The sequence below is a fragment of the Streptomyces yongxingensis genome, from assembly GCF_055597465.1.
In genome coordinates this window covers 404,918-429,507 of the sequence record NZ_CM145717.1, presented here as the reverse complement: position 1 = coordinate 429,507, position 24,590 = coordinate 404,918, and the positions used below count along the sequence as shown (strand labels likewise).

The 24,590-nt window shown below is 70.3% G+C and carries 18 protein-coding genes and 3 pseudogenes; 3 read left to right on the top strand and 18 right to left on the bottom strand.

From position 1 onward, the window contains the following. Positions 1–19: 19 nt before the first annotated feature. The 4 genes and pseudogenes from ACZ6TD_RS02035 to ACZ6TD_RS02020 all read right to left on the bottom strand — a co-directional run. Positions 20–166 (bottom strand): annotated as a pseudogene (locus tag ACZ6TD_RS02035) (IS5/IS1182 family transposase); the annotation flags it as partial. Positions 167–171: 5 nt separating this feature from the next. Then, positions 172–505: pseudogene (locus tag ACZ6TD_RS02030) on the bottom strand (transposase); the annotation flags it as partial. 21 nt (positions 506–526) lie between these two features. Then, positions 527–1,435 carry an SDR family oxidoreductase gene (locus ACZ6TD_RS02025; RefSeq protein WP_471349511.1) on the bottom strand — a complete coding sequence of 303 codons (909 nt, stop codon included), beginning with the start codon at positions 1,433–1,435 and terminating at the stop codon, positions 527–529. A 52-nt stretch (positions 1,436–1,487) separates the two neighbouring features. Further along, positions 1,488–2,213, bottom strand: a complete 726-nt coding sequence (locus tag ACZ6TD_RS02020; RefSeq protein ID WP_471349508.1) for an SDR family oxidoreductase — start codon at positions 2,211–2,213, stop codon at positions 1,488–1,490. Between the two features lie 104 nt (positions 2,214–2,317). On the opposite strand from ACZ6TD_RS02020, the gene ACZ6TD_RS02015 reads away from it, so the two are divergent. Next, positions 2,318–3,166 (top strand): LysR family transcriptional regulator, encoded by an 849-nt coding sequence (locus ACZ6TD_RS02015; RefSeq protein WP_471349505.1) that lies wholly within the window; start codon positions 2,318–2,320, stop codon positions 3,164–3,166. Between the two features lie 145 nt (positions 3,167–3,311). On the opposite strand, the pseudogene ACZ6TD_RS02010 reads toward ACZ6TD_RS02015, so the two are convergent. Next, positions 3,312–3,395: pseudogene (locus ACZ6TD_RS02010) on the bottom strand (hypothetical protein); the annotation flags it as partial. Positions 3,396–3,454: 59 nt separating this feature from the next. Here ACZ6TD_RS02010 and ACZ6TD_RS02005 point away from each other — a divergent pair. Next, positions 3,455–3,679, top strand: coding sequence for a hypothetical protein (locus ACZ6TD_RS02005; RefSeq protein ID WP_471349502.1), 225 nt, complete (start codon positions 3,455–3,457; stop codon positions 3,677–3,679). Between the two features lie 937 nt (positions 3,680–4,616). On the opposite strand, the gene ACZ6TD_RS02000 is transcribed toward ACZ6TD_RS02005, so the two are convergent. The 13 genes from ACZ6TD_RS02000 to ACZ6TD_RS01940 all read right to left on the bottom strand — a co-directional run bounded on the left by ACZ6TD_RS02000 (position 4,617) and on the right by ACZ6TD_RS01940 (position 23,045). Further along, positions 4,617–5,705 (bottom strand): cytochrome P450, encoded by a 1,089-nt coding sequence (locus ACZ6TD_RS02000; protein ID WP_471349499.1) that lies wholly within the window; start codon positions 5,703–5,705, stop codon positions 4,617–4,619. Between the two features lie 90 nt (positions 5,706–5,795). Beyond that, the gene (locus ACZ6TD_RS01995) at positions 5,796–6,803 is read right to left on the bottom strand and encodes a methyltransferase (protein ID WP_471349496.1); all 1,008 of its coding nucleotides are present in this window, start codon (positions 6,801–6,803) and stop codon (positions 5,796–5,798) included. Between the two features lie 151 nt (positions 6,804–6,954). After that, positions 6,955–8,574, bottom strand: a complete 1,620-nt coding sequence (locus ACZ6TD_RS01990) for a serine hydrolase domain-containing protein (RefSeq protein ID WP_471349493.1) — start codon at positions 8,572–8,574, stop codon at positions 6,955–6,957. After that, positions 8,571–9,458, bottom strand: a complete 888-nt coding sequence (locus ACZ6TD_RS01985) for a class I SAM-dependent methyltransferase (protein WP_471349490.1) — start codon at positions 9,456–9,458, stop codon at positions 8,571–8,573. Before ACZ6TD_RS01985 ends, ACZ6TD_RS01990 begins: the two co-directional genes overlap by 4 nt. Further along, positions 9,455–9,580, bottom strand: coding sequence for a hypothetical protein (locus ACZ6TD_RS01980; RefSeq protein WP_471349487.1), 126 nt, complete (start codon positions 9,578–9,580; stop codon positions 9,455–9,457). The genes ACZ6TD_RS01985 and ACZ6TD_RS01980 overlap by 4 nt, the downstream gene beginning before the upstream one ends. Positions 9,581–9,773: 193 nt before the next feature. Next, on the bottom strand, positions 9,774–10,760 hold the full coding sequence (locus tag ACZ6TD_RS01975) for a 3-oxoacyl-ACP synthase III family protein (protein WP_471349484.1): 987 nt from the start codon (positions 10,758–10,760) through the stop codon (positions 9,774–9,776). 198 nt (positions 10,761–10,958) lie between these two features. Continuing rightward, positions 10,959–13,424, bottom strand: a complete 2,466-nt coding sequence (locus tag ACZ6TD_RS01970) for a helix-turn-helix transcriptional regulator (protein ID WP_471349481.1) — start codon at positions 13,422–13,424, stop codon at positions 10,959–10,961. 385 nt (positions 13,425–13,809) lie between these two features. Then, on the bottom strand, positions 13,810–14,907 hold the full coding sequence (locus ACZ6TD_RS01965) for a methyltransferase (RefSeq protein WP_471349478.1): 1,098 nt from the start codon (positions 14,905–14,907) through the stop codon (positions 13,810–13,812). Positions 14,908–15,073: 166 nt separating this feature from the next. Next, positions 15,074–16,192, bottom strand: coding sequence for a Gfo/Idh/MocA family protein (locus ACZ6TD_RS01960; protein WP_471349476.1), 1,119 nt, complete (start codon positions 16,190–16,192; stop codon positions 15,074–15,076). Between the two features lies 1 nt (position 16,193). Beyond that, on the bottom strand, positions 16,194–17,501 hold the full coding sequence (locus ACZ6TD_RS01955) for a B12-binding domain-containing radical SAM protein (RefSeq protein WP_471349473.1): 1,308 nt from the start codon (positions 17,499–17,501) through the stop codon (positions 16,194–16,196). Between the two features lie 13 nt (positions 17,502–17,514). Next, positions 17,515–18,657: a Gfo/Idh/MocA family oxidoreductase gene (locus tag ACZ6TD_RS01950; protein ID WP_471349470.1), complete on the bottom strand. Its 1,143-nt coding sequence runs from the start codon at positions 18,655–18,657 to the stop codon at positions 17,515–17,517. Beyond that, entirely contained in the window at positions 18,654–20,222 is a 1,569-nt protein-coding gene (locus ACZ6TD_RS01945) for a Rossmann-fold NAD(P)-binding domain-containing protein (protein ID WP_471349467.1), read from the bottom strand. Before ACZ6TD_RS01945 ends, ACZ6TD_RS01950 begins: the two co-directional genes overlap by 4 nt. A gap of 612 nt (positions 20,223–20,834) precedes the next feature. Next, entirely contained in the window at positions 20,835–23,045 is a 2,211-nt protein-coding gene (locus ACZ6TD_RS01940) for an MMPL family transporter (RefSeq protein WP_471349464.1), read from the bottom strand. A gap of 367 nt (positions 23,046–23,412) precedes the next feature. Here ACZ6TD_RS01940 and ACZ6TD_RS01935 point away from each other — a divergent pair, with 367 nt between their 5' ends. Continuing rightward, entirely contained in the window at positions 23,413–24,570 is a 1,158-nt protein-coding gene (locus ACZ6TD_RS01935; protein ID WP_471349461.1) for a sensor histidine kinase, read from the top strand. The last annotated feature ends 20 nt before the right edge of the window (positions 24,571–24,590 follow it).

Genomic DNA, 24,590 nt, shown 5'->3' with positions numbered 1-24,590 from the left:
CCGGTTCGGTTGTTCTGGATCAGCCGGTGAGGGCGAGGCTGTGGAGATGCGCGATGCCGGAGGCCGCGTCGCGCAGGGTGTGGGCTGCGCGACGGTAGTCGTGCAGGACCTTCCCGTTCTTCATGCGGGTCAGGGTGTGTTCGACGCGGGCTCGGAGGCGGCGGTGGATGAGCGGATCCGCAGGCGCTTGGACTGGTGGAGCAGGGCGAAGGTTCGCTCCACCACCCATCGGGTGCGTCCGAGGCCAGAGCCGTGTGCGGCTCCACGGCGGGCGATCAGCGGTTTGATGCCACGTTTCCACGGCGGACGGCGGTACTTGTCGTAGTCGTATCCGCGGTCGGCAAAGAGCCGTTCCGGCCGACCACACTGGACGTCCTGGCAACCCTCGAATGTGGGGAATGGCGTCCAACAAGGGGATCAACTGCGTGCCGGCATGTCTGTTACCGCTGGTGAGCGACACGGCCACGGGCGTGCCGTGGCGGTCTACGATCAGATGGTGCTTGGAACAAGTCGGCCACCGAGTCGATCAGCTTCTGCTGAAGTAGTGGCCCTCGTTCAGGTCCTCGACAAGGGCCTGGTGTGTCGGCTGCCACCCGAGCTGCTCCTGTGTGCGGGTGCTGGACGCCTGCACGTCCAGACCGAAGAGGAGGGCGAGCCCTCCGAAGTGCTCCTCGGCCGTGTCGGGGGCGACGGACACGGCCGGCAGGCCGAGGCCCCGGCCGATCGCCTCGGAGATGGCCCGGGTCGGCACGCCCTCCTCCGCGACGCCGTGCAGCACCGACCCCGCTGGGGCGTCCTCCACCGCGAGCCGGAACAGACGCGCGGCGTCGAGCCGGTGTACGGCCGGCCAGTGGTTGGTGCCGTCGCCGATGTAGCCGGAGGCGCCGTGTTCGCGGGCCAGGCCGACCAGGCTCGCGACGAAGCCGTGGTCGCCCACACCGTGCACCGTCGGCGGGAGGCGCACGCAGGAGGAGCGCACCCCCCGTTCCGCGAGGGCGAGCGCCACCTGCGCCGAGAGGGTACGGCCGCCGCCGGGCAAGGCGGCGTCCGGCACGTCGTCCTCCGTCGCGAGCTGGCCGGGCGGGAGCCCGGCCAGTCCGGAGGCGATGACCAGCGGTCGGTCAGAGCCCGCCAGGACCTCCCCGAACACCTCGATCGCGCGACGGTCCGCGTCCACCGCGGTCGCGAAGTCGCCGGAGAACGCCTCCTCGTGTTTGAAGGCGAGATGGATGACGCCGTCGGACGCGGCAGCGGCGCTGCGCAGGGCGTCGAGGTCGTCGAGCGAGCCGCGGTGGACCTCGGTGCCGGTGGCCTCCAGGGCGCGGGCCGAGGCGTCGGAGCGGGCGAGCCCGACCACCTTGTGGCCCGCCTCGAGCAGCTCGGGGACGACGGCGGAGCCGATCCAGCCGGATGCACCGGTCACGAAGATGCGCATGGGGAGCCCCCTGTGGTTGATGGTGCGGCGGTGTCATTCACTGAGATGCGGGTCACCAGGGCACCTGTCCTGCGTCGTCGAAGAAGCCGCCGGTCGGTCCGTCGTCGGGCAGGGCCGCGAGTCGGATCGCGATCGCCGCGCCCTGTTCCGGGGTCCGCACGCCGCGAAAACCGTTGAGGTCGGTTGCGCAGAAGCCGGGGCAGCCGGCGTTGATCAGGATGTTCGTGTCGCGCAGCTCCTTGGCGTACTGGACCGTGACGGCGTTGAGGAACGTCTTCGACGGCGCGTAAGCGACGGCGATCGGGCCCGTTTCGGCGCCCGGGGTGGTCTGCAGGGTGAGTGAGCCGACGCTGCTGGACATGTTCACGATCCGCGGCGACGCCGAGCGGCGCAGCAACGGCAGCATCGCGTTGGTGACGCGGATGACGCCGATCACGTTGGTCTCCACGGCCGCCCGCACCGTCGCGATGTCGACCGCGGTAGGCATCTGCGGCGCGCTGCCGGTTATCCCGGCGTTGTTGACGAGCACGTCGAGGCGTCCGGCGCGGTCCTCAATCTGCTCGGCGGCGGCGGCCACGCTCGCGTCGTCGGTCACGTCGAGTGGTACGCCGAACGCGTCGACGCCTGCCGCCCGCAGCTTCGCCACGGCGATCTCGCGACGCTCCTCGTTCCGGGCGCCGACCCCGACCCTCCATCCGAGGGTGCCCAGACCGGCCGCGATTTCATACCCGATGCCCTTGTTCGCGCCGGTCACCAGCGCGATTGTCTGTTCGCTCATACGGCTGATCCTGTCTGGGCCCGGCAGGAGCCGGCCAACACCGATTGGGTGGGCAGCGATACCGCGCGGGTATCGATGCCGGTTGGGGCCGGTACCATGACAGCGTGGAGACGCGGGAATTGCGGTACTTCGTGGCCGTCGCCGAGGAGCTGCACTTCGGGCGGGCCGCACAGCGGCTCGGGATCGCGCAGCCCCCGCTGTCGCGGGCGATCCACCAGCTCGAACGGCGCCTCGGGGCGGCGCTGCTGGAACGCACGAGCCGCACGGTCACCCTGACGGAGGCCGGGGCGGTGCTCCTGCGGGAGGCCCGGGCGGCGCTGGATGCGGTCGAGGCCGCGGAGCGTCGTACCCGCCGCGCTGCGCTCGCCGCGACCGGCCACGCCGGCGTGGTCCTCGCCACGAAGGCCGGCGCGTCCAGCGAACTGCTGGCAAAACTGCTCGACGCCTACGCCGCCGAACCCGATGCGGTCACCGTCGATCTGCTCCTGTGCGGGATCGGCGAGCAGGAACGAATGCTGCGCGACGGCCGGGCCGACGTGGCTCTGCTGCACCTGCCGTTCGACTCGACGGCCGGCTTCGACACCGAGGAGCTCCGCACGGAGGGGCAGGTCGTGGTTCTGCCGGTCGGGCATCCCCTCACCGTCCGGACCCACGTGCGGTTGGCCGACGTCACCGAGCTGCCTGGCCTGCCGATGCCGCGCTGGCCCGGCCGCGACGGTACGTATCCGGACGGCCCCGGTCCGCAGGTTCGGGACCATGCGCAGCTCAACCAGCTGATCGCGCTCGGCCGCGCTTGCTGGATCGCGCCGGAGTCGTGCCGAGCCCAACTGCGCGACGATCTCGCCGCCGTGCCGGTGCTGGACGCACCGACGGTCACGACCGTGATCGCATGGCCGCCCCACAGCCGCTCCCGAGCCGTCGCCGGGCTCGTCCAGGCGGCGACGCGTCTCTGAAAGCTCGTGAAACGATTATGAGTGGGTCTTCTTGAGGGTCGCCAGGAGATGAGGCCATGGAGCCCTGAGATGCCTTGGCTTCACGGTGTTCCGCCGTGCGGTACGTGCTGGCGGCCGGGCCGCCAAGCGGCGGGAGTTCCGAATCCGCCCACTCCCGGGGCAGGAACAGCCGCCAGTTCAGCGGGCACGAGGCGTCGGAGACCGCGTGCACGCTGACCGCGACCGGGCACGGGTGACCGCCCGGCAGGTGGTGACCAGCTGGTCGAGCAGCGCCACCTTCCGGGCAGCTTGGCCGAACTCGGCTATCCGGCCGAGGAGAGCATCCAGGCGAGCGATCGGGCGGTGGACGCGCTCGTCGCCCACGGCGGGCCGGACGTGATCGCCATGAAGGTGCGCGCGCACCTGGCCGCCGGTGCCGACCACGTGACGCTGCTGCTTCCAGTCGGCACCGAGTTCGCGCCCGGCATCCACCAGCTCACCCTGGTCGCCCCGGCGCCGGCCGGCCTCACCTGAACAACGCGGCACGATTGCGTACCTCGTGTCGATCACACCTCCCGAGGAGGAGTGTCCACATGGAAATCATCGACGCGCATCCGCATCTCCCACGGCGGCTTCGACCCAGTGCCGAGGTATCCCGGCTACCACTCGTATGCCCAGGGGCTGCACTACCTGCTCGACCGCGACGAGCTCTCCGAAGCGGAACAAGACCGCACTGTTCGGCGGCGCCCTTCGCAAGATCATGGGCTGGGCGGCCGTACGCGGCGGCGACGTCGATCCCGGCGCTCGACCGGAATGCGACCTGGGAATGTGCGAGGACGAACCGTAGTGTGGAAGAAGCGGGCCGACGCTACGTCGCTCGGCACAGGCAGAGAGCAGGTGATTGTGGTGACGCGGTTGCGTCAGCCGCCCGCCCGGAGAGTCCGGGAGCCCGGGTGGCTGGTTCCGGAGGAACGAGATGTCCCGTACGGACAAGACGAAACCGTCGTGGGTGCGCCACCGCGAGCATGGTGGCCTGCCGCTGCATGACCACCGGCATGGCCTCTGCGACCTTCCGCCACTCCCGCCCCGGGAGGACACTGGTACCCGCTGCCGATGGGCCACGGTCACCGGGATGGCCTCCCCTTGGACATGCTGTGCGCGCACCCAGGAGCGCTCGGCGTATAAGGAATGGCAGGGGTGGGTGAGGGCTGCCAACCGCAAGGTGCGCTACGCCGGTCGCCGCGCTGCACGCCGTTGGCAGATGGACATGGATTGACCGGGACAGTCAGTGTCCTGTCGAACAACGCTAGCGCTTCCAGATGGACCGCTCGCACGTCGACCCCGTCATGGTCGCCGGGCACGACCATGACCGTGATTCACGTGCCGTCACCGACAGCTCCGACCTCCCGCACGACGCGGCCCGGACCGCGCGTCGCCTGGGCGCTGTCGGGACGACGCACCGCTGGTCCACTCACCAGGAGACCGGGAGGGAGGTCGGTCCGCGCACCACCGCCTCGGGCGGGCGGTAGCCGAGATCCGCGGGGTCGGCATCCAGAGAGAGATGAGGAGCGACCCTGATCAGTTCCTCCAGAGCGATGCGCATCTGGAGCCTGGCCAGCCGGGCGCCGAGACAGACATGGGGGCCGTGCCCGAACGTCAGGTGCCGTGCGGTGCGCCGGTCGACCCGCAGGACCTCGGGATCCGGATGTTCCCCGGGGTCGAAATTGGCGTGCAACAGAGAGACCAGGACACCCTCGCCGGCACGAATGCGCTCGCCGGCCAGCTCGGTGTCGTGGCGCGCCACGCGCGTGAAGCTGATGGGGACGACCGGTGCGTAGCGCAGAAGTTCCTCCACCGCACCGGGCACCTGCTCCGGCCGGTTCACCAGGAAACGCCACTGTTCGGGGTGTTCGAGGAGGGCCAGGACCGCCAGCGATGTCTGCCCGATCGTGGTCTCGTATCCGGCGTCGAGCAACAGTTCGACCAGGCTGGCCAGTTCGCGAATGGTCAGCGCCGCGTCCCGCTGCCGGGCCAGGCGCAAGGTTCCGAGCAGGCTCGTGTCCGCTTCGTGGTGGCCGTCGGCCACCAACCCGGCCACGTAGGCCCGGAGTTCCTCGCGCGACGCGGCGGACTCCTCGGGTGAGCACGGGGTGATGCCGTGGGCCCGGTCGGCCAGGGCCGAGAACCGGTCCTGCTCGGCCCACGGGATGCCCAGCACCCGGCAGATGGCGGTCGCGGCCAGCACCATGAGGTAGCCGGGGACGAGGTCCGCGGCCCGTTTGCCCGCGAGCAGCTCACGGGCGGTCTGCCGCAGTGTGCTCTCCAGGGCCGCTACGGCCGGTGGGGTGAAGGCATGGCTGACCAGGCCCCGCAGCCTTCCGTGGTCGGGCGGATCGAGGCTGGTCAGTGCCGTCGGTTCCGGCCGTAGCGGGTGGTTGGCGGGCGCCTGCGGCGCGACGGCCAGGGCGCGGCTGAACCGGTCCTCGGCGAGTACCTGGCGCCCGAGTCTCCGGCTGGTCACCAGCCAGAGGCGGTCGCCGGTGGGTGCGAGGATCCGCATCAGCTCAGGTGGGGGGTTCGGCAGAGTGAGGTAGGAGGGCAAGGGCCCTCGTTGTACGACGACTGCGTGTTCCATCGTGGGGACGCTTCCCTACTTGATGCCGACGACCATGTGCTCGGGGCCGTCCAGATGGTTGGATGTGATGTTCCGGAAACCTGCCTCGGCCATCCATTCCCGGCACTCGGCACCGGTGCGGCCGAGTCCATCGGCCGCGCCCGAGGAATCGTTGAGGCCGGCCGGCGGGCCCGTGGCGGTGACGTGGCGATCGTCGTCGAGGAGCGACCCGTGGATCAGCAGTGATCCGCCGGGCCCCAGCGCGTCGTACGCCTTGCGGATCAGCAGCTGTTCGATGTCTGGGCTCCCGTCGCGCAGGACATGGCCGAGGACGAGCACGTCGCCGGACGGCAGTGGGTCGGTGAGGCAGTCACCGGCGACGAACCGGGCCCGGTCGGCCATCCCTGAGTCGTCGAGGTAGCCGGTGAAACGGTCCCTCACCTCCGGCAGGTCGAAGCCGATGCCGTGCAGATGGGGGTGGGCGCCCAGCAGATGGGCCAGGAGGGCGCCTTCGGAGCAGCCGACATCGACCACGGCGCGGACCGGCGTCCAGTCGAACTTGGTGGCCAACGCCCGGTAGGCGGCCGGGCTGTAGCCGGTGATGGCGCGTACGAATCCGGTGATCTGGTCGGGGGTGGGGAACGCGGCACCGAAGGCGCCGGTCTCCGTATCGGCCGCTACCGGAGCACCGCCACCACCGTTCGCGCCGCCGCAGGAGGACAGGGCATCGGCGAAGTCCAGCCGGTCACCGCTGAGCACGTCGTCGGTGAGCCGGGACCACCCCGCGAAGCCGGCGTTGAGGAACGCGAGATAGCCGGAGATATCGCCCTCCGGCCTGAGCGGATTGAGGTATGCGTCGGCGTGCGGCGCGTTTCGGTACACGCCGCTGTCGCTACGGTCCAGCAGCTCGAGGGAGACCAGCGAGTCGAAGAGGTCCGCCGTCCCGAGCCCCTCGATGCCCAGTTCAGCGCGTAGTTCCTCCCCGGTGCGGGGCCGTTCGGCCAGCGCGCGGAAGACACCGAGTTCGAGGGCGCTGAGCAACACCTTCGAACTCCAGAACGCGGTGGCGAGGGCGATGATTTTATGTGGCGACAGGTCGTTCCGCGGGCGTGTGGTCATCGGAGCTCCGGGTGAGGCGGCGTGGCCCTGAGGGCCGGAGGTGAGTGGTCGGGAGCCGCTCGGCGGGGGTGACGGCCTAGCCGGAGAGGCCGAGATCCTCGTAGACGGCGTCACAGACGGCGAGCGTCCGCCGCTGGTGCTCGCTCTGGAGCGTCTTGCCATTGAGATGCAGGGCGAGCACCAGCCGCGCCTCCGGGTCGGCGAAGGCGACGGACGTCCACAGCCCGTAGTGACCGAAGGTCCGCAGCGACGCATACCGGCTGAAGGCCGTGTACTCCTCGCCCAGATGGCGGGACTCCACACGGAATCCCAGCCCCCAGTCCGCGTTGCCGAACGCATCGGTGAGACCCACTCGGTGGCGGGACGTCATGGCCACGACGGTCTGGGGCCGCAGGACCCGTCCGCCGGGCCCCTGCCCGCCGGCGAGCAGTGTGCCGAAGAAGCGCCCGAGGTCGCGCATGGGCCCGCGGATGTTCAGTCCGGGGATGGGCCGGGTGCACGACGCTTCGGTGGCGTACCAGTGGGTGGGCTGGGCCGGGAAGCCGCCTCCGGCGATGTGGATCAGCGGGAGCCGGTCGGCCACCTCTCGGTATTCCCTCGTATCGAGCACCACGCGGGTATCCGTCATGCCGCAGGGCGCGAGCACCTCCTCGGCCAGGTACCGCTCGTAGGAGCGGCCATCGACTGCCCGGACCATCTCGGCGAGCAGGAACCACGCCCACCACGGCGAGTAGTTGATCCGCTCGCCCGCCCGGGCGAGCGGCGGGATCGTCATGGTCCGCAACAGCTCGCGGCGTACCGCCGGCGGTGCGGCGAAGCTGCCGTGCAGCGGGTCCAGAGCCATGGGCACCGGTGTGGTGTGCGTCAGCAGTTCGTGGAGGGTGATCCGCTCGCGTCCGTCGCCGTCGAACCACGGCACATACGCGGCGACCGCTTGCCAGGGGTCCACCAGACCCCTCTCCCACAGACGGCCGACGGCCACCGCCCCGACCGCCTTGGAGCAGCAGTACCAGATGGGCCAGGAGCCGCGGGTGAAGGGCACGCCAGGCCGGCTCTCCCCGACGGCCACGGAGAGGGTGACACCGGATGGCGGGCAGGACACGTAGAGCTGGGCCCCCGGGGTGGTCCGGCCGAGTTCGGCACACAGCGCCTCCATGGTGCGCGGCAGCGCCTCCCGCGCGTCCCGTACCGCACTCGCCTCCCCCTCCGGCGGGTCGCAGGGGGCCGATGCCGGAAACGGCACGGACGCGTCCGGTGCGGCGGGCAGGTCCGCGGTCCTGGCCCGCAGGTCGGCCAGGGCCCCGGACACGTCCTGCGCCAACAGCCGGTCGAGGAAGAACACGAACAGGAACGCGCCCTCCAGCCGCAGCCCGCCGGGTTCGAACAGGCGGGTGCGCTGGTCCTGGCGGCCGAAGAGCAGCGTGGTGGCGTCCCGGTACGGGAGGGTGAAGGCGAGGGTCGGGCGTTCCGGTGGCGGGCCCACCCGGAACCGGAGCGCCCCGGTGGTCAGATCGGCGAGCAACACCAGGGTGTCGGCCGCACCCCGGGGCGCGTCGGTCACGTGCAGCGCGACGCTTACCGCCGTGTCCTCGTCGAATGGCAGCCGGTCGAACAGGGCGGCGGCGCAGGTGAACCACTCGGGGGAGAACAGCGCGTGGCGCGTCCCGACGGCCGCGGTGGCCGGAGCCGCCCTCATAGTCCCCTCCGGGCGAGGGTGAACCGTACCTTGGAGGTGCTGTACAGGCTTCCGTCCGGGGACTCCAGCGCGGCGAGCTCGGCGTTCACGGCGGCCTCGGCGGCAGCGCGCGACTCCTCGGGCACTGTCTCCCAGAACTGGCGGCCCGCGGTCGACCACACCCAGCGCCACCACTGCTCGCGGTTCGCGAAGCGGGTGACACAGTCCTCCTCGGCCGTCTCCACGTCGGTGAACCCGGCGGTGGAGAGCACGGCGTGGAAAGTCTCGATCGAGCGGAACGGGCTGTCGTCGGGCAACGCGTGCGAGGACGGTCCCCGGCCGTACGGGGCGCTGGCCGCGAACACCCGGTCCCAACGGGGGTCCGGCCGTCCCCACCAGGACACGGCGATCCGTCCCCCCGGTTTGAGCAGCCGGTGGTACCGGGCCACGGCGGCCCGCGGGCGGGGGAAGAAGAACAGGCTGATGCCCGCCAGAACCGCGTCGAACGAGCCGGGGCCGACCGGAGCGTCTTCCAGGGCGACGGTCTCCGCGTCGCCGACCAGCGCTCGGGCGTGGTGCAGTCCGTTCCGGGTGAGTTCCTCCCGGGCGCGGGCGACCATGCCCGCCGAGATGTCGACCCCGATGGCCTCCCCTCGCTCCCCGACCGCGCGAGCGGCGGGCACGAGCACGGCTCCCGTGCCGCATCCCACATCCAGAACGCGCTGCCCGCCGGTGAGTTCGGCGTAGGTGACCAGGCGCCGTCCCAGGTCCGCGAAGTGCTCCACGCCGACGCGTTCGTACGTCGGCGCGCTGCGGTCGAAGAGCTGGGCCAGTGCCCGCTTGCGGTCACCGATTTCTTCTGGCCGAGCCCGCTCTGTCGTGGCGGGGCGGACCGTGTCGCTCATCGTGTCTTCTCCTCGTCGCGGTCATGTGCGAACGTGTCGATCTCCAGCCGCCGCAGGCATCCCGTCCGGGCCGGGCCGGGGACGGTGCTCAGCGCCGCCCGCCGTCCCTTCGTGTCGTCCACAGCGAGGGCCGGCCATCACGCCCGGCTCACGGCAAGCCGTTCGGTCGCGGTGCGGCCCGGGTAGGTCGCGGCCGAGCAGGTGGGCGGCGGCCGCGGGATGGCGAGGGAAACCGGCACGAGGTACTGGTCGAGGTCGGTTCGGGGAGCTCCCAGGAGCGGCAGACCGGCTCCGCCACGATGCCGCGGGCCGCGCTCAGTGCCAGATGAAGACGGCTGCCGCCGCGTTCATCCCGCCCCCTACACTCGCCACCAGGATGCGCTCACCACGCCGGATGGGACGCCTTTCATGGGCCGCGCGCAGCGTCAGCGGAATGGAGGCGGCGCCCGTGTTGCCGAATTCTGGCGCGGTCATCGGAACCCGGATCGGATCGATTCCCAGTTCAGCCACCACTTTTTCCAGCAGCCGCGTGTTGGCCTGATGGAAAATGAAACGGTCGATCTCGCCAAGGGTCAGTGAACTTTCCTTCAGCGTGTCGTCGATGACCTCGGGCAGGGTGCTGAACATGTAGCGGGAGATGGCTTTGCCGTCCATCCGCAGTGTGTGCTCCCCGGCCCGGCGCGCGCGGGGCGTCAACGGTTTCCGCGTGCCACCCGCCCACACCCCGATCAGGGGCCACAGGCTGCCGTGGGACACCAGGCGCGACGCGCGGATCCCGTACCCGTCGGGCACTGGGCCGAGGAGAACCGCGCCGGCACCGTCGCCGAAGAGACTGACCGTCCGCCGATCGCTCCGGTCCATGAGCGAGGAGAACTTGTCGGCGCCTACGACCAGAGCGTACGGCCGTTGGGCGGGATTCGCCGCCAGCAGTCCCGCGCCGGTCGCCACCGCGTAGACGAAGCCGGAACAGACGGCGTTCAGATCGAAGGCCGCCGCTCCGTCGAGGCCGAGCCGGCCCTGCAGGACCGCGGCCGTCGCGGGCTGCGGCTGGTCCGGGGTGGCGGTGGCCACCACGAGCCACCCGATCTCCGCTTCGATGCCGGGCCTCTTGGACAGCAGCTCCGAAACCGCCTCATAGGCCAGGTCGGACGTCGCCGTGTCCGGTGACGCGTACCGCCTTTCCTTGATTCCGGTGCGTTCCGTCACCCATTCTTCCGGCACTTCGGCCCACTGGCTGATGTGACCATTGCCGATGACCCGGTCCGGAACATGAGCGCCGAATTCAAGGATGCCAACCGGCATAAAGACCTCCAGTTTTCGCGGTGCCAAGATGGCGAACGGACAGCGCGGCCAGACGGCCGAGGTACACCCGTATTCCCCCGGACGACTTCACGTTACGCAGGGCCTCTTGGGGATTTCAGGACCCCTATACCCCCTATCACCTCCTATTTTCGGCATGAGGGTGGCGGTTTCGTGTGGGCTGCTGAAGACGGGCCGAGCTCAGCGCGACGACAGCAGGAGATCGGAGAGATCCGAGCGGCGACGGACATTGAGTTTGCGGTACACACGGGTCAGGTGCTGCTCGACCGTGCTTACCGTGACGTACAGCTTCTTGGCGATCTGCCGGTTGGACTTGCCCTCGGCGGCCAGCGAGGCGACCCGCCATTCCGCTTCGGACAGATTCGACGAGGCCGGGCCGCCGCTCTGCTGGAAGACGATCTCGTCCAGCGTCACGGACCGTAAGGGGCGCAGACCGGTCGGCAGGGGCGACGTCACCGGCCAGAGGTCGAGTGACTCTTCCGGCACACCGCACTGGTGGGCCAGGTCCAGCGCCTCGTTCCGGCGCGCGCGGGCCTCGGCCGTGTTGCCCTCGGCAAGGTCGAGCCTGCTCAACCGGGTGAGTACACCGGCCAGTGACAGTCGGCTGCCGGTGGGCCTGAGGGCTCGCTCCGCCTCCTCCAGGTGGGCTCTGCGCCGTTCCTGGGCGTCGACCTGGGCCAAGACCGTCAGGGCGCGGCCCCGAGTGTCCGCAGGTTCGGTACCCAGCGCGGTGATCTCCGCTCGCGCCATGTCCCGAGCCTCCTCCAACTCGCCGAGCGCCAGGTACGCCTCCGCGGCACTGGCACGCCAGCCGAGCAGGTCGAACCCCCGGGTATGGGGCGGCTTGCACGCCGGAGGGCAGGAGAGGAAGGCTTCCAGCGCGGCGCTCGCCTGACCCGTGCTCAGGAGCCAGCGACCGTGGGCCATGTGGTACAGCGCGCCGAAGAACGACCCTTGCATCCCCGCGGGGAGCGGGCGGTCCAGGTAGTCGGCGGCACGGTCCACCTCGCCCAGCATGGTGTGGACGTTTATCAGGACCGACAGGGGGAGACCGATGGCGATGCCCCAACTGTGGTCGGGCAGGAGGTTCAGCGCGGATGTGGCGTTCGCCAGGGCGGTGCGCAGGTCACCGAGACTCCAGCGGACGTGGGCGTGCAGACCGGCCAGAAAGGCGTGGCCGGCCGGGAGACCGCTGAGGGGCACACGGTCCGGCAATTCGGCGCAGGCGCGGTCGGCGAGCTTCATCTCCCCTTCCCACACCAGTCTGAGGATGGCCACGAGGCCGCGTTCCAAGGACCGGGAGTAGTCGGTGGGTTCTCCGTGCTGCAGGGTGGGATCGGCGGGACTGGATGCCGGGGACTCCCGCTGATGGGGGCGGTGTCCGCCGGACTGTGCGCCGGAGGACGCGGCGAACAGGGCGGGGTCGCCGAGCAATTCCGGCCGCATAAAGCCGACCAGCACCTGGAAGTTCCGTTCCATGTCGCTGTGGTCGTGACCGGGCCCGCACAGCTCGGCTATCCGGGCCAGGAGCTCCTGCGCGGGATCGCGCCAATTGCAGTCGTACCAGAGGAACCAGGCCAGGAGCAGGCGCAGCGCGCAGCAGCGGACCTGGCCTTTGCGCGCCGCGGCCAGCAGGCGCCGTACTTCCGGCTCCGCCGCCACGGGGTTGACCCACTGCAGGGTGCCGATCAACGCGATGGCCACTTCGTTGCGGCACCAGCCGTCGATGTCCGCCCGGTCGGCCAGGCGCAGACAGGCGACGGCTTCCTCGACGTGCCCCGTGACCAGCAGCTGGCGCGAGGCGTGCCACAGCACACGCACCTGCGAGACGCTTGGTGTGTCGTCGGCGATGACGAGGTACCGGGCGACGACGGTCGCCGGCGCGCCGTCGTAAAGGAGGATCTCGCCGGCCCGCAGGTGCAGGCGTCGCAGCCGGGTGCCGTCCATCGAGCCCAGCACGAAACCCGGGACGGCCGGGTGCCGGAACGCGCCCCCGTCGAGCAGACCTGCCCCCTCCAGCTCTTCGAGGTGCGTCCGCGTCACCTCGGGGGACTGGTTCAGCAACCTGGCCGTCCGGCCCGGGTCGGCGTTGTCACCGAGTACGGCCAGCGCCTCGACGCATGCGGCGAGGTGTGGATGGCGGACCAGCCCGCCGAGGTAGGCGGTCCGGAAGCCCTCGCCGACCGGGACGGGGTCCCCGGGGTGCGGGGGACCACCGGCCTGGACCAGGTCGTGGGCGAGTGCCGTGACCAGGGAAGGGTTTCCGCCGGTGATCGCATGGACGCGGTGTGCCAGCCGGATGGCGCTGCCAACGTCGGTCCGCTCCTCCAGCAGTCGCCTCACCTCGGCCTCCGGCATCGTGGCGGTCTCGATCAGACGGGCGCCGAGGCCGACAAGCGTCAGCGGATCGAGGATGTCGCCGTGGAAGGCGCGGGGAAAGGCCAGCACCACGGTGATGTCATGGGATTCGACGCGCCGGATGATATGCAGGAGACAGGACTGCGAGGCCGGGTCCGCCTGATGGGCATCATCGACGACGAGGAAAAGGGGTTGCCGGGCGGCACACGCGGCCATTTCGGCCACGACTTCCCGCAGCAGCCGTACGGGTATGTGGTCCGAGGGCTCGGCGCACGCTGCCTGGTCCATGAGGCGTAACAGAGAGGATTGCAGACCCTCTGGAACTCCTGGTGCATGCGTGAACTGGGAAAGCGTGGCGAAGCGGATTAATCGTTCGTCGTGGAATCCGCTCGCGGTCAGACATAACGCCCCGGACTCCGAGGCCCGCTGTCTGATTCCTGCTAGGGTGTGGGTTTTGCCCGTTCGAGGGCCGCCTTGAATCACCTGGACAGCCATCGCACCGTCCCATCCGCATTGCTCCTTGAACCGATCAGCTTCGATGTGCAGGGCATACGGGGTCTCCCGTGCGTCGTGATCAAGTCCAGGTCGCAGTGCCTATGTGTCGGACGCCGGATGCCCGAGTTCGCATTCCTCTCCCTTTCGTCGGTTCGGAAGATCTGGTGGGGCCGCTCCCTCACTTCGTGCCGAGGACCATGTATTCGGGCCCGTCGAGATGGCTGACGGACACCTCGCGGAAGCCCGCCCCGGTCAGCCACGCCCGGCACTGGGCACCGGTGTACCCGAGCCCGCCGGCCGACACCAGGGAGACATTGAGGCTGGTCAGCATCCCCGTGGTGTTGCTACGCCGCTCGTCGTCGATCAGCATTTCGTAGACCAGAAGGGAACCGCCCGGCCGCAGCGCCTGGTACGCCTTGCGGATCAGCATGTGCTTGATGTCCAGGTTCCAGTCGTGCAGGACGTGACCCATCACCAGGACGTCCCCGGACGGCAACGGGTCCGTGAAGAAGTCGCCGGCCGCGAACCGGGCCCGGTCGGTGATGCCCACGCCCTCCAGATAGGTCCGGAAGCGGTCGGCGACCTGCGGAAGGTCGAATCCGGTACCGGTCAAGTGCGGGTGGGCGGCCAGCACATGGCCGAGGAACGCGCCCTCGGAGCAGCCGATGTCGACCACCTCACGCACCTGTGACCAGTCGAAGGCGGACGTCAGCGCCTGGTGGGCGCCCAGGCTGAATCCGGTCATCGAGCGGACGAAACTGGTCACCCGATCGGGGACGGCGAAGGCATCGCCGAAGGTGTCGGCCTCGGAGTCCGCCTCCGCGAGCACGGCACCCGAGGCCGTCTCGGCTCCGCCGTGCGCCGCCGCCCGAAGGGCCTCGGAGAAGTCGAGCCGGTCACCGCTGCGCAGTACCGCCGACATCTGGGACCAGGCCGGAAAGGCGGAGTTGAGGTACTCCAGATAGCCGGAGATGTCCTGGGCGGGCTTGCCCGGGTCCAGGTAGGTGTCCGCCACCTCCGCGTTGCGGTACACCCCGTCGTCCGAGCGCTCCAGCAGCCCGGTGGAGACAAGGACGTCCAGGAAGTCCGGCACGCCCCGCCCCTTCAGGCCCAGCCGCGCGCATAACTCCTCACAGGTGAGCGGTCCCTTCACCAACTCCGCGAAGACGCCCAGTTCCACCGCGCTCAGCAGCGCCTTCGAGGTCCAGAACGCGGTGGCGACGGAGATGATCTCGTGCGGGGACCGCCGTCCGCGCGTGTCCGTATCCGTGCTCATGTGGTGACCGCCTTTCGTGAGGATGGGATGAGGACGGTGAGTGAATGAGGTGCGTCGTTCGCCCGGTCCGGTGCCGACCCGCCACGACCGGTACGCGGTGCCCGGGTTCGAGCAGGGCCCCTTTTCCCGGCCGCGTCGATGCCGTCCGCGTCGGGGGGCGCGCTGCTCACGGGAGCTCCCCCGAAGAGGCGTGCGCCGGTGCCCGCGCCTCCACCTGCTGGGGCCGACCGGTCGCGGCGGACGCGTAGACCGCGCTCACCACGGCCACCGCCCGCCGTCCGGCCGCCCCGTCGACCAGCGGCGGCCGGCCCTCGCGCACCGCGTCGCAGAAATCCACGAGCTGGTCGCGGTGCGGCTGGTACAGCAGGCCGCAGGCGTCGCGGGCGGTGTCACGGCCCAGCGCCGCCCTGTGCCCGGCGGACTGGTCGGTGGCGCCGAACGCCCCGTACACGGGTGCTTGCTCGCCCTCCGCCGCAAGGTGCAGGTAGGCGAGTTCGTCGTCGTCGATGACGACCGAACCCCGATCGCCGTGCACCGCCACGCGGGCGGTACGGCCCGGGTAGGCGCCGGTGGTGGCGAGGAGCGTGCCCAGAGCGCCGCTCGCGAAGCGAAGGGATGCGGTGGCCACGTCCTCCACCTCGATACCGGGGTGGGCCAGGCACGCGGTGTGCGCGTGGACCTCCACCACCGGGCCGGCCAGCCACTGCACCAGGTCCACCGCGTGGATCGCCTGGTTCATCAGGGCGCCGCCGCCGTCCAGGTCGCGGGTGCCTCGCCAGGTCCCGGAAGCGTAGTAGGCGGGGGCCCGCCACCAGGCGAGCTCGGCCGACACGGAGGTGATGCGCCCGAGGCGGCCCGCCCGCACCGCCTCGTGGGCGAGTCGGGCGGCCGGGTCGAAGCGGTGCTGTGACACCACGCCGAGCACCCGATCCTCCGCACGGGCCGCGGTGATCAGCCGGTCGGCGGCCTCGGGCGTGACATCGACGGGCTTCTCCACCAGCACGTGCTTGCCCGCGCGCAGCGCGGCCTGGGCCAGTTCGGCATGGGTGCCGCTCGGGGTGCACACGAGGACGGCGTCCACGTCCGGCCGGGCCAGCAGACCCGGCACGTCCAGCGCGGCGCACCCCACCTCCGCCGCCGCGTCCCGGGCCCGGGACGCGTCCCGGCCGGCGATCGCGGCGAGGCGGGCCCGGCCCGCCAGCAAGGCGTCGTCGCGGACGAGGAGCCGTGCGAGGAAGCGGCCGATCGACCCGCATCCCACGATGCCGAAGGTCAGCACGGTCACCTCACCCGGCCACGGCCAAGGCGTTGGCCAAAAAGTTGGGCAGGGCGGTGAGGCGGCGCTCCTGGTCGTCGAGGTCTGCCGGATACCGCTCGCGGTAGCGGCGGGTCACCTCGCGGACCTCCTCCCAACTGGCGGGCGGCGTGCCGCCGTTGAGACCTGCGGCCAGCTGGTCGTAGAGCGGGGTGCCGGGGCGCAGGAACAGCTGGTTGATGCCGAACCAGGCAGGGATGTCGGCCGCCCAGTCGACCAGCCAGTCCGACATGCAGGCGTCGTCGTCGGGCAGGCCGAGGAGGACGAACGCGAAGGGAGCGATACCCGCGTCCTTCAGTTTGAGCACAGCGTCGCGGATCTGCCGCTCGGTGACCCGCTTGTGCACCCCGGTACCGGCCACCGAGGGGGACTCGGCTCCCAGCCACATGCCCTGGCAGCCCGCCTCGGCCCACTGCCGGACATCGGACTTGAGGACGATCTCCGCCCGGGTCTGGCCCATCCAGCCGATGCCCCGGCCCTTGAGCCGGTCGCAGATCTCGCCGTAGAAGCCCTTGGTGATGCCGAAGACGTAGTCGAGGAAGAACAGGAACTCCAGTCCGCCGCGCTGTTGCGCGTCCACCTCGGCCAGCACACGGTCGACCGACTGCGGCCGCATACGGGCACCGAAGGGCAGATGGCAGAAGGTGCACCCGTAAGTGCAGCCGCGGGCGGCCAGAACCATGCCGCAGGGGCCCGGCTGCGGAATGCCGTCGACGATGACCTCGGCCGTGTACCGCTCCAGGGGGACCAGGTCATAGGCGGGCATCGCCCATTCGTCCGGGTCGAGGTTGGGGTAGGGGCGGGGGCTGTTGCCCACGACGGTGAGGGCCGTACCGGCGGTCGGCAGGTCCGCGTACAGCACCGGGGCGGTGATCCCGGCCTCCAGCCCGCGGACGCCGTGCACGGTGGCGGAGTCGGCCTCGCCGACGGCCACGTGCTCCACTGCCAGCTCGATCAGGGTCGCCCCGGGCAGTTGGGTCCCGTGCGGGCCGACCGCCATGGTGCGGGCGGTGGGGAAGTGCTGCCGGGCCCGGTCGACGGCGGCGCGGACCGGGTCGAGGTCCAGCGGGTAGCACTGGGCGCGGTCGGCGATGGCGGTGGAGACCACCAGCAGGTCGGGCGCCTCGCCGTCCGGGGGCGCGTCCTGCAGACGCTGATCCCAGACGGTGACTGTGTGCCCGTCGGCACGCAGTCGACCGGCCGCGGTCAGGACGTCCAGCGGGACCTGGATGAAGTACCGGTCGAATCGATTGGTGGGAATGACCAGGCAAATACGCATGGGAGTGTGGACCTCACAGGAGGACGGAGGGCGTGTCGGCCGGAAGCCGGCGGGGGGCCGGCGGTGCGCAGGAAGAACGAGCCGCCTCGGCCAGGAGAGCTATCCGCGACACACCGCGCAGGTCGAGGTCGGGCGGGTCGGACGGGGACAGCAGGGCGGCGATCGACCAGCGCAGGGCGTTGTCCAGCGGGGAGTCATGGACGAACCACTCGTGCCGCAGATCGGGTCCGGTCGCGGTCAGCCGGTGGGTGTTGCGCGGCAACCGGGTACCTCGTGGCAGGGTCACCGGGTCCAGGGCCAGGCCGAACCGGACCGGTCCGGCCTCGACTTCGACGTAGCGCTGTCGGCTCTCGCCGGCCGCGTCGGGCAGGTCGAACCAGCCGGGCACCGGCACCTGGCCGCGGGCTTCGGAACCCACCACCGTGGAGTACAGCTCGATCTCGACCCCGCGGACCACCGTCACTTCGTGTGCGGCGGCGCTGACCAGCTCGGGGTCGGCGGCCACGCGCAGCCGGCCCGGCTCGGGGGCGGCGCTCAGATAGGCACGGTAATACTCCGGCGGCAGGACCCCGCGAAGCAGGGCCAGCATGTGCAGCCACTCGTAGCCGAAAACGCCGTAGTCCCGGTCGACGAACCGGCCCGCGGCGATGTCCGCCCGCCGGTCCTTGCCGAACCCGACGCGCACCGCCAGCAGCGGGTGCCCGGGGGCCAGCTCCCGTAGCAGCGACCGCAGCAGAACCGTCGACGTGGCGTGCCCGTACTGGTCCATGACCACCAGACGGGCCTCGGGGTGGGCCGCGCGCAGCGCGGTGAGCCGGGGGATCTCCCAGGGGCGGCACAGCGGTTTCTCCACCAGCAGTCGGGCCGCGGGGTCTGCTTCCAGGACCGCCGCCACGGTGTCCACATGAGTGGCGGTCGGCGAGCACACCGACCAGACGTCCACGTGGCGGTGTCGCGCGGCGGCGTCGATCCGGTCGAAGGCCCGGACCCCTGGGGGCGGGGTGACGGTGGCCGGGTCGACCACGCTCAGGGCGAAGCCGAGGTCGCCGAGCAGACGCAGGTGCAGGCGGCCGGCGGCGCCGTGACCGACGACGCAGACATGCGCTCCCGAAGCGTGCGGGGCGCCTGGACGGCCGGGGGTCTCGGGCGCCGTCATCGGGTCTCCGGGGCCGTGCCGTCCTGCGCCGGGGCGGCCGGGCGGCGGCTGCCCGGGGCCAGGTACTGCTCGTAGTACGCGGCGAACAGCCCGGCCTCGTCGATCGCGTGGTCGACGGGCTCCAGATGGAGCCCGGGACCGAGCCTGCCCGCCTCGCGGCACAGTAGCCTCGCGGCGATCAGGGTGCCCGCCCGGTAGGCGTCGTAGCCCCGGTTGGCGATGCCCTCGTATTCGAACAGGTTGAGCGAACGACCGTCGCCGAGGAGGGTGGCCGTGGTGCCGGTGGGCAGGGTGTAGCGCACTCCCACGTGCGGGATCTCCGTGGAGCGCAGTCCCTCGAACCCCTCGCTGAGCAGACTGAAGTCCTTGGTGGCGAATCCCGCCAAGTAGACCCCGTCCGGCAGGAGCGGCAACTCCTCCTCGGTGAGGGCGAGTTCACCGGTGTTCCCGATGACAAGGAAGGGTGAGTGGGCACGCAGCGCCTCCGCCGCGCTGGTGTAGGTCTCGTAGCCGTGCTCGGCGGCCGCGATCAGCGCGAGCATGTCGGTGTCCACCACCGCGACCCGGACGCCCTGGGAGCGCAGGTAGTGAGCCACGCGCGCGCCGAGCGTGCCGAAGCCGATCAGCAGCACGTGTCGGCCGAGGAACTTCTCGCCGGGCAGGATCGCCCGCAGTCTGCGGACGCAGGAGTCGGCGATCTCGTGATAGCCGAGCATGGTCTTCAGCCGGGAACGTGCCATGTTCAGAACGGGTACGGTCAGCTCGCCCGGTGCGTTGACGATGCGCTTCAGACCGCTGACCGTCAACTCCAGTGCGCCGTCGATGCGCTCGTCCAGCACGCCGTCGGCGCCATAGCCCTGGGCGAGCAGTCCGCCGTCGTCGATGACCAGAACCTTGCGCCCCGAGGCGTGTGCCTCCTGGATGAACTGGTCCACCTGTTCGTTGACGGCGAGGGCGTAGGCGCGCTCGGCCGTGTCCGCCGAGCCGTTGATGACCGAGTTGTCGAGGATGTCGCTGCGGTATCCGCGGTGCAGGAACCAGGCGTGCACCCGGTCCCGGTGCAGGGTCCGGTCGCCCTTGGAGAGCGCGAAGATCCACTTCGGGTCGATTCCGGCGCGCTCGATGCCGAGCAGAAAACCGACGCTGTTTTCCACGTAGTGGTCCCGGAAGATCAACGCCCAGTCCCGCAAGGCTGGTTCCGGGGTCGCGTACCGGTCGACCAGCGGCATGCCCCGGACGATTGTGTCGATCTCCGCGCTGGTGTAGCACTGCCCGCGCAGGCGCACGGCCCGCACCAGCCGGTCAAAAACGACCTCGGCCTTCTCGGAGAGCGCTCCGGCGGCGGCGAACAACACCTGGGTACGGGCGGTCGGCGGGTCGACGGCCTCGAGAGTGCCAGGGGCGGCGTCCGCGACCGTCCGGCTGCGAATCCGCACGGGAGTGCTGTCCAGAACGATCCGGTATTCACCATTGCCTGGTTTACCGGTCTCGTGGAGTTCATCGACTGGTATTCCCTCTCCACGCAGCACCGAGAGCACGGTGTCGAGCACGTCCGCCGTCGCCATTCGGCCATCGAGGATTTCATATCGGCCATCCTGGGAATGCGCAGCAGATCCGTCCTCGACCACGGTGCTCGCGGATTCGCTCGCAGAAAACTCCATCAACTCGACCTCTTCTTGTGAGTTGTTTCGGTTCGCCCCGAGAGTCACTTGGAAGCCTACGCAGACCAGGGACGGATCCCCCACCCCCTATAACCCCTACGAACCCCTATCCGGAAGCGACCCGTCCGGGCCTGGCATCCAGTCGCTTTGCTAATGAGAAATTCCCAGCGAATGGCGGCTTCCAGGGAGCCTCCGCGAGTTCGGCGCGGGCGCAGAGGATGGAGGGTAGTGGTAGGGATATTTCTAAATTCTAGAGTTCGGAGGCCGTCCTTGCGGGCGGTATTGCCGGGCCGTGGTCCGGATGGCCGGCACTCCGACACGGCACTGGGCGGCCCAACACGGGCAACGGTGGAAGCATTCGAGGCACACCACGATGCCGAGTCCTCCGGCCCGCGCGATCGGCACCTCTTCGCGGCGGGTGACCACGGTGGTGTGCGCCCCTTCTGCGGCCCACCCGGTGGCACTACCCACCGGGTGGGCCGAGCGGCGCTGCGAGCACGCGGAAGTGATCGGCAATCAGTGCCGGGTGCTGAGTTCGGTCGCGGGTTCTGACCGTGCGCCGGCCGCTGGGGACTTGGCCAACCGCTCGCCCTCTATGTCGACGTTGGGCAGAACGCGGTCGATCCAGGCGGGCAGGGACCACGCCCGGCGGCCGAGGAGGGTCAGGACCGCCGGCACGATCGTCATGCGGACGATGAAGGCGTCGAGGGCGACAGCGACCGCGAGACCGAGTCCGAGGGCCGCGATGACGGAGTCGGTGGAGCTCATGAAGCCCGCGAACACGCAGATCATGATGAGGGCCGCGGCTGTGACGACCTTGGCGCTGTGCTCGAAACCCGTGACGACGGCCTGACGCGGATCGGCGCCGTGGACGTATGTCTCGCGGATACGGGTGACCAGGAAGACCTGGTAGTCCATGGCCAGGCCGAAGACGATGCCGACGGTGAGGATGGGCATCAGGCTCATGATCGGTCCGGGCTGTTCGACCCCGAACAGGTCCTTCAGCCATCCCCACTGGAAGACGGCCACCACGGCGCCGAGCGAGGCCAGGACGGACAGCAGGAAGCCCAGTGCCGCCTTCAAGGGCACGAGCAGGGAGCGGAAGACGAGGATCAGGACCAGGAAGGCCAGTCCGACGACGACCAGGAGGTAGGGCATCAGGGCGGCGCTGAACTTGTCGGAGACGTCGATGTTCAGCGCGGTGGTGCCGGTGACCATGCTCTGGGCGCCGACGGAGCGCTCCGTCGTTGTCGCCAGGGAGCGGATGTTGGTGACGAGGTCCTTGGTCGCGTCGTCGGACGGCGCGCTGTCGGGGATGACGGTGATGATGGCCGTGTCACCGGAGGTGTTGAACACGGCGGGGGTCGCCACGGCCACGTCGTCCAGTTCGCGGATCTTCGAGTCCATGGTGGCGGCGGCTTTTTTGGCGGTGGCCGCGGCTTGGTCGGTGACGACCACGGTCAGGGGGCCGTTGAAGCCCTTTCCGAAGGACTGCGCGAGCATGTCGTATGCCTTGCGCTGGGTGGTGGACGGCGGCTTGGAACCGTCGTCGGGCAGTCCGAGTTCCAGTCCGGTGACCGGGAGCGCCACCACGATCAGTGCTGCCACAGCGGGGACGAGAACCCGCACCGGTCGGCGCACCACCGCCGTGACCCACCGTCGGCCGAACCGCGCCTTGGCCTCACGGCTGTCGCCGCCCCCCGCGCGGTCGCGGGAACGTCCGCGGACGCGTTCGGGGGCGAAGGCGAGCATGGCCGGGATCAGCGTGATGGCGACGAGGACGGCGACGGCGACGGCTCCGGCGGCGGTGATGCCCATGGCGGTCAGCACCGGGAGGTTGACCACGGCCAGGCCGACGAGGGCGATCATGACGGTGAGGCCGGCGAAGACGACGGCCGAACCCGCGGTGCCGTTCGCCCGGCCCGCTGCCTCGCGGGCGTCGTGGCCCGCGGCACGTTCGGAGCGGTAGCGGGAGACGATGAACAGCGCGTAGTCGATCCCGACCGCGATGCCCAGCATCGAGGCGAGTGCCGAGGTGCTGCTGTTCAGATCGAAGACCGGGCTCAGCGCTGTGATCGCGGAGAGGCTGACGGCCACTCCGACCACGGCCGTCAGCAGCGGAAGACCTGCGGCGATCAATGAGCCGAGGGTGATGAGGAGGATGACCGCCGCCAGGGCGAAGCCGATGGCCTCGGCGGAGGTGCCTGCCTCCTCCGTGGCGACCGCGTTGCCGGAGGCTTCGACCGTCAGCCCGGTCTTCCTGCCCTCGCTCAGAGCGTCGTCGAATCGCTCGTGGTCACGATCGGTGAGCTCCGCGGGCGTGATCCGGTAGGTGACCGTGGTGTAGGCGGTCGCGCCGTCCTTGCTGACCGTTCCGCTCTTGAAGGGGTCACTGACGGTAGCGATCCGGGAAGAGGAGGCCGCCAGGTTCTTCAGGGTCGTGGCCACCGAGGCATGGTTGCCCTTACTCGTGATCTTTTCCCCGTGCGGGGCCCGCAGCACCACGCGGGCGGTGGCGCCGCTCGCGTTGGCCGCGGGGAATTTGTCGCCCAGCAGGTCGTTGGCGCGCTGTGACTCGGTGCCGGGCAGGGTGATGGCGGACGTCGAACCGCTGGTGGTCTGCGCGGCGGCGGCGCCCACAGCGGCAACGACGATGCCCCAGAAGAGAAGCACCAGCCAGCGCCGCTTGAAAGCGGTCCGACCGATCCGGTGCAAGAAGGTGGCCATGAGGATGCGGAAACTTTCTATTTTTGCGATGTTGGGACGGGAGGTTGGGACAGGGAAGTGCTGTACACGCCGCCTCCTGGGACGGCGCGCTGGTCGGAGGCCGACCCTTGGTGAATGTCGTCGACCGCCCGCGATCACCATCGTCGGCCCGGGGCACGGGGCGTCACGTCAGCCGTACGTACCGGGTGGGCGCGCGGCTGTCGGTCGTTCGGCCGACAGCCGCGCGCCCACCCGCCCTCCTACGCTGAGCATCGTGGATCGACATCTTCCGCGTACTCCGCACGTCAGACGACTGATCACCGTCAGCGGCCTGTTCGCGTTTGCTCTTACCTGGCTGGCGGACATGGTCGTGGTCAGGAGCGTTTCCATGACGTTCGGAACCGCCTGGCTGCCCGTTGTGGCCACCGGCCCCCTGATCGCCCTGGCTGTCGCCGAGACCCGCTGGTCGCCGTCGCTGGGCAAGTGCGTCACCGCCGCTGTGTCACTGTCCTTGGCGCTGACCGCTTGGAGCCTGATCGCGCAGAGCACCATGGCGTGGTGGGGAGCACTGGAGACATTGGGCCTGCTGTGCATGGCCCTGCGCACCTCAGCCCAACCCGGCCGGCCGGCTGCCGCGGTGGCGGAAACCGTCCTGATCAGCGTGACCGTACTTCTGCTGCCCCTGCGGGCCGGGTCGTGGCAGGCGTTCACCGGCGGCGGCTATGTGCTGACCGTCGCTCTCGCCATCTTCATCACGCTCGGCTACACCATCCGAGCCCTGGAAGCGCGGAGAGAGCGCACAGCCCGCGAGGTCCGCTACGGGGAGCGCCTCGCCCTGGCCCGCGATCTGCACGATCTCATCGCCCATCACATGACCGGCATCATCGTGCAGGCCAACGCCGCCTTGTCCATCCAGGCCGCCGCACCGGACAAGATCGAGCCCATCCTGCGCAACATCGCCCAGGCCGGTGCCGAGACCCTGGAATCCATGCGCCGTCTGGTCCGCGTCCTGCGCGAGGAAAGCAACACGCCATTGCGGCCCGGCGACTTGCTCACCGATCTCGGTGAACTCGTGTCCGCCCACTGCGCCGCCGCGTCGCCCGGCTCCGGGCCCACCGAAGCCGATACGGCACGCCTCGAAGCCACGGCGGCAGCGCGGGTGGCCCGACTGCGCCCCGAAGTGGAGACCTCCGCCCAGCGCCTGGTCCAGGAAGCCCTGACCAACGTACGCCGCCACGCACCGGACGCGCACACCATCGTCCGGCTGGACGCCGACACCGAGCGACTGCGCGTGACCGTCACCAACACTCCACCGCACCGCAGGGCGCTCACGCCGGCCGGGGGCCGGGGCGGCTTCGGCCTGCTCGGGCTCCAAGAGCGCATCGAGGCCCTCGACGGCACTCTGCGCGCCGGGCCGCTGCCCGGCGGCGGCTGGGAAGTCTCCGCAGCCCTCCCGCTCGCACAGTCATGGCCCCGGGCCGTGCCTTACCCGAACCGGGCCCCGAGGAAGCGGCCTGGGCCATCTCGACGCAGCCCAGCCCCGTGATGACAGGAACGGTCAGTGCC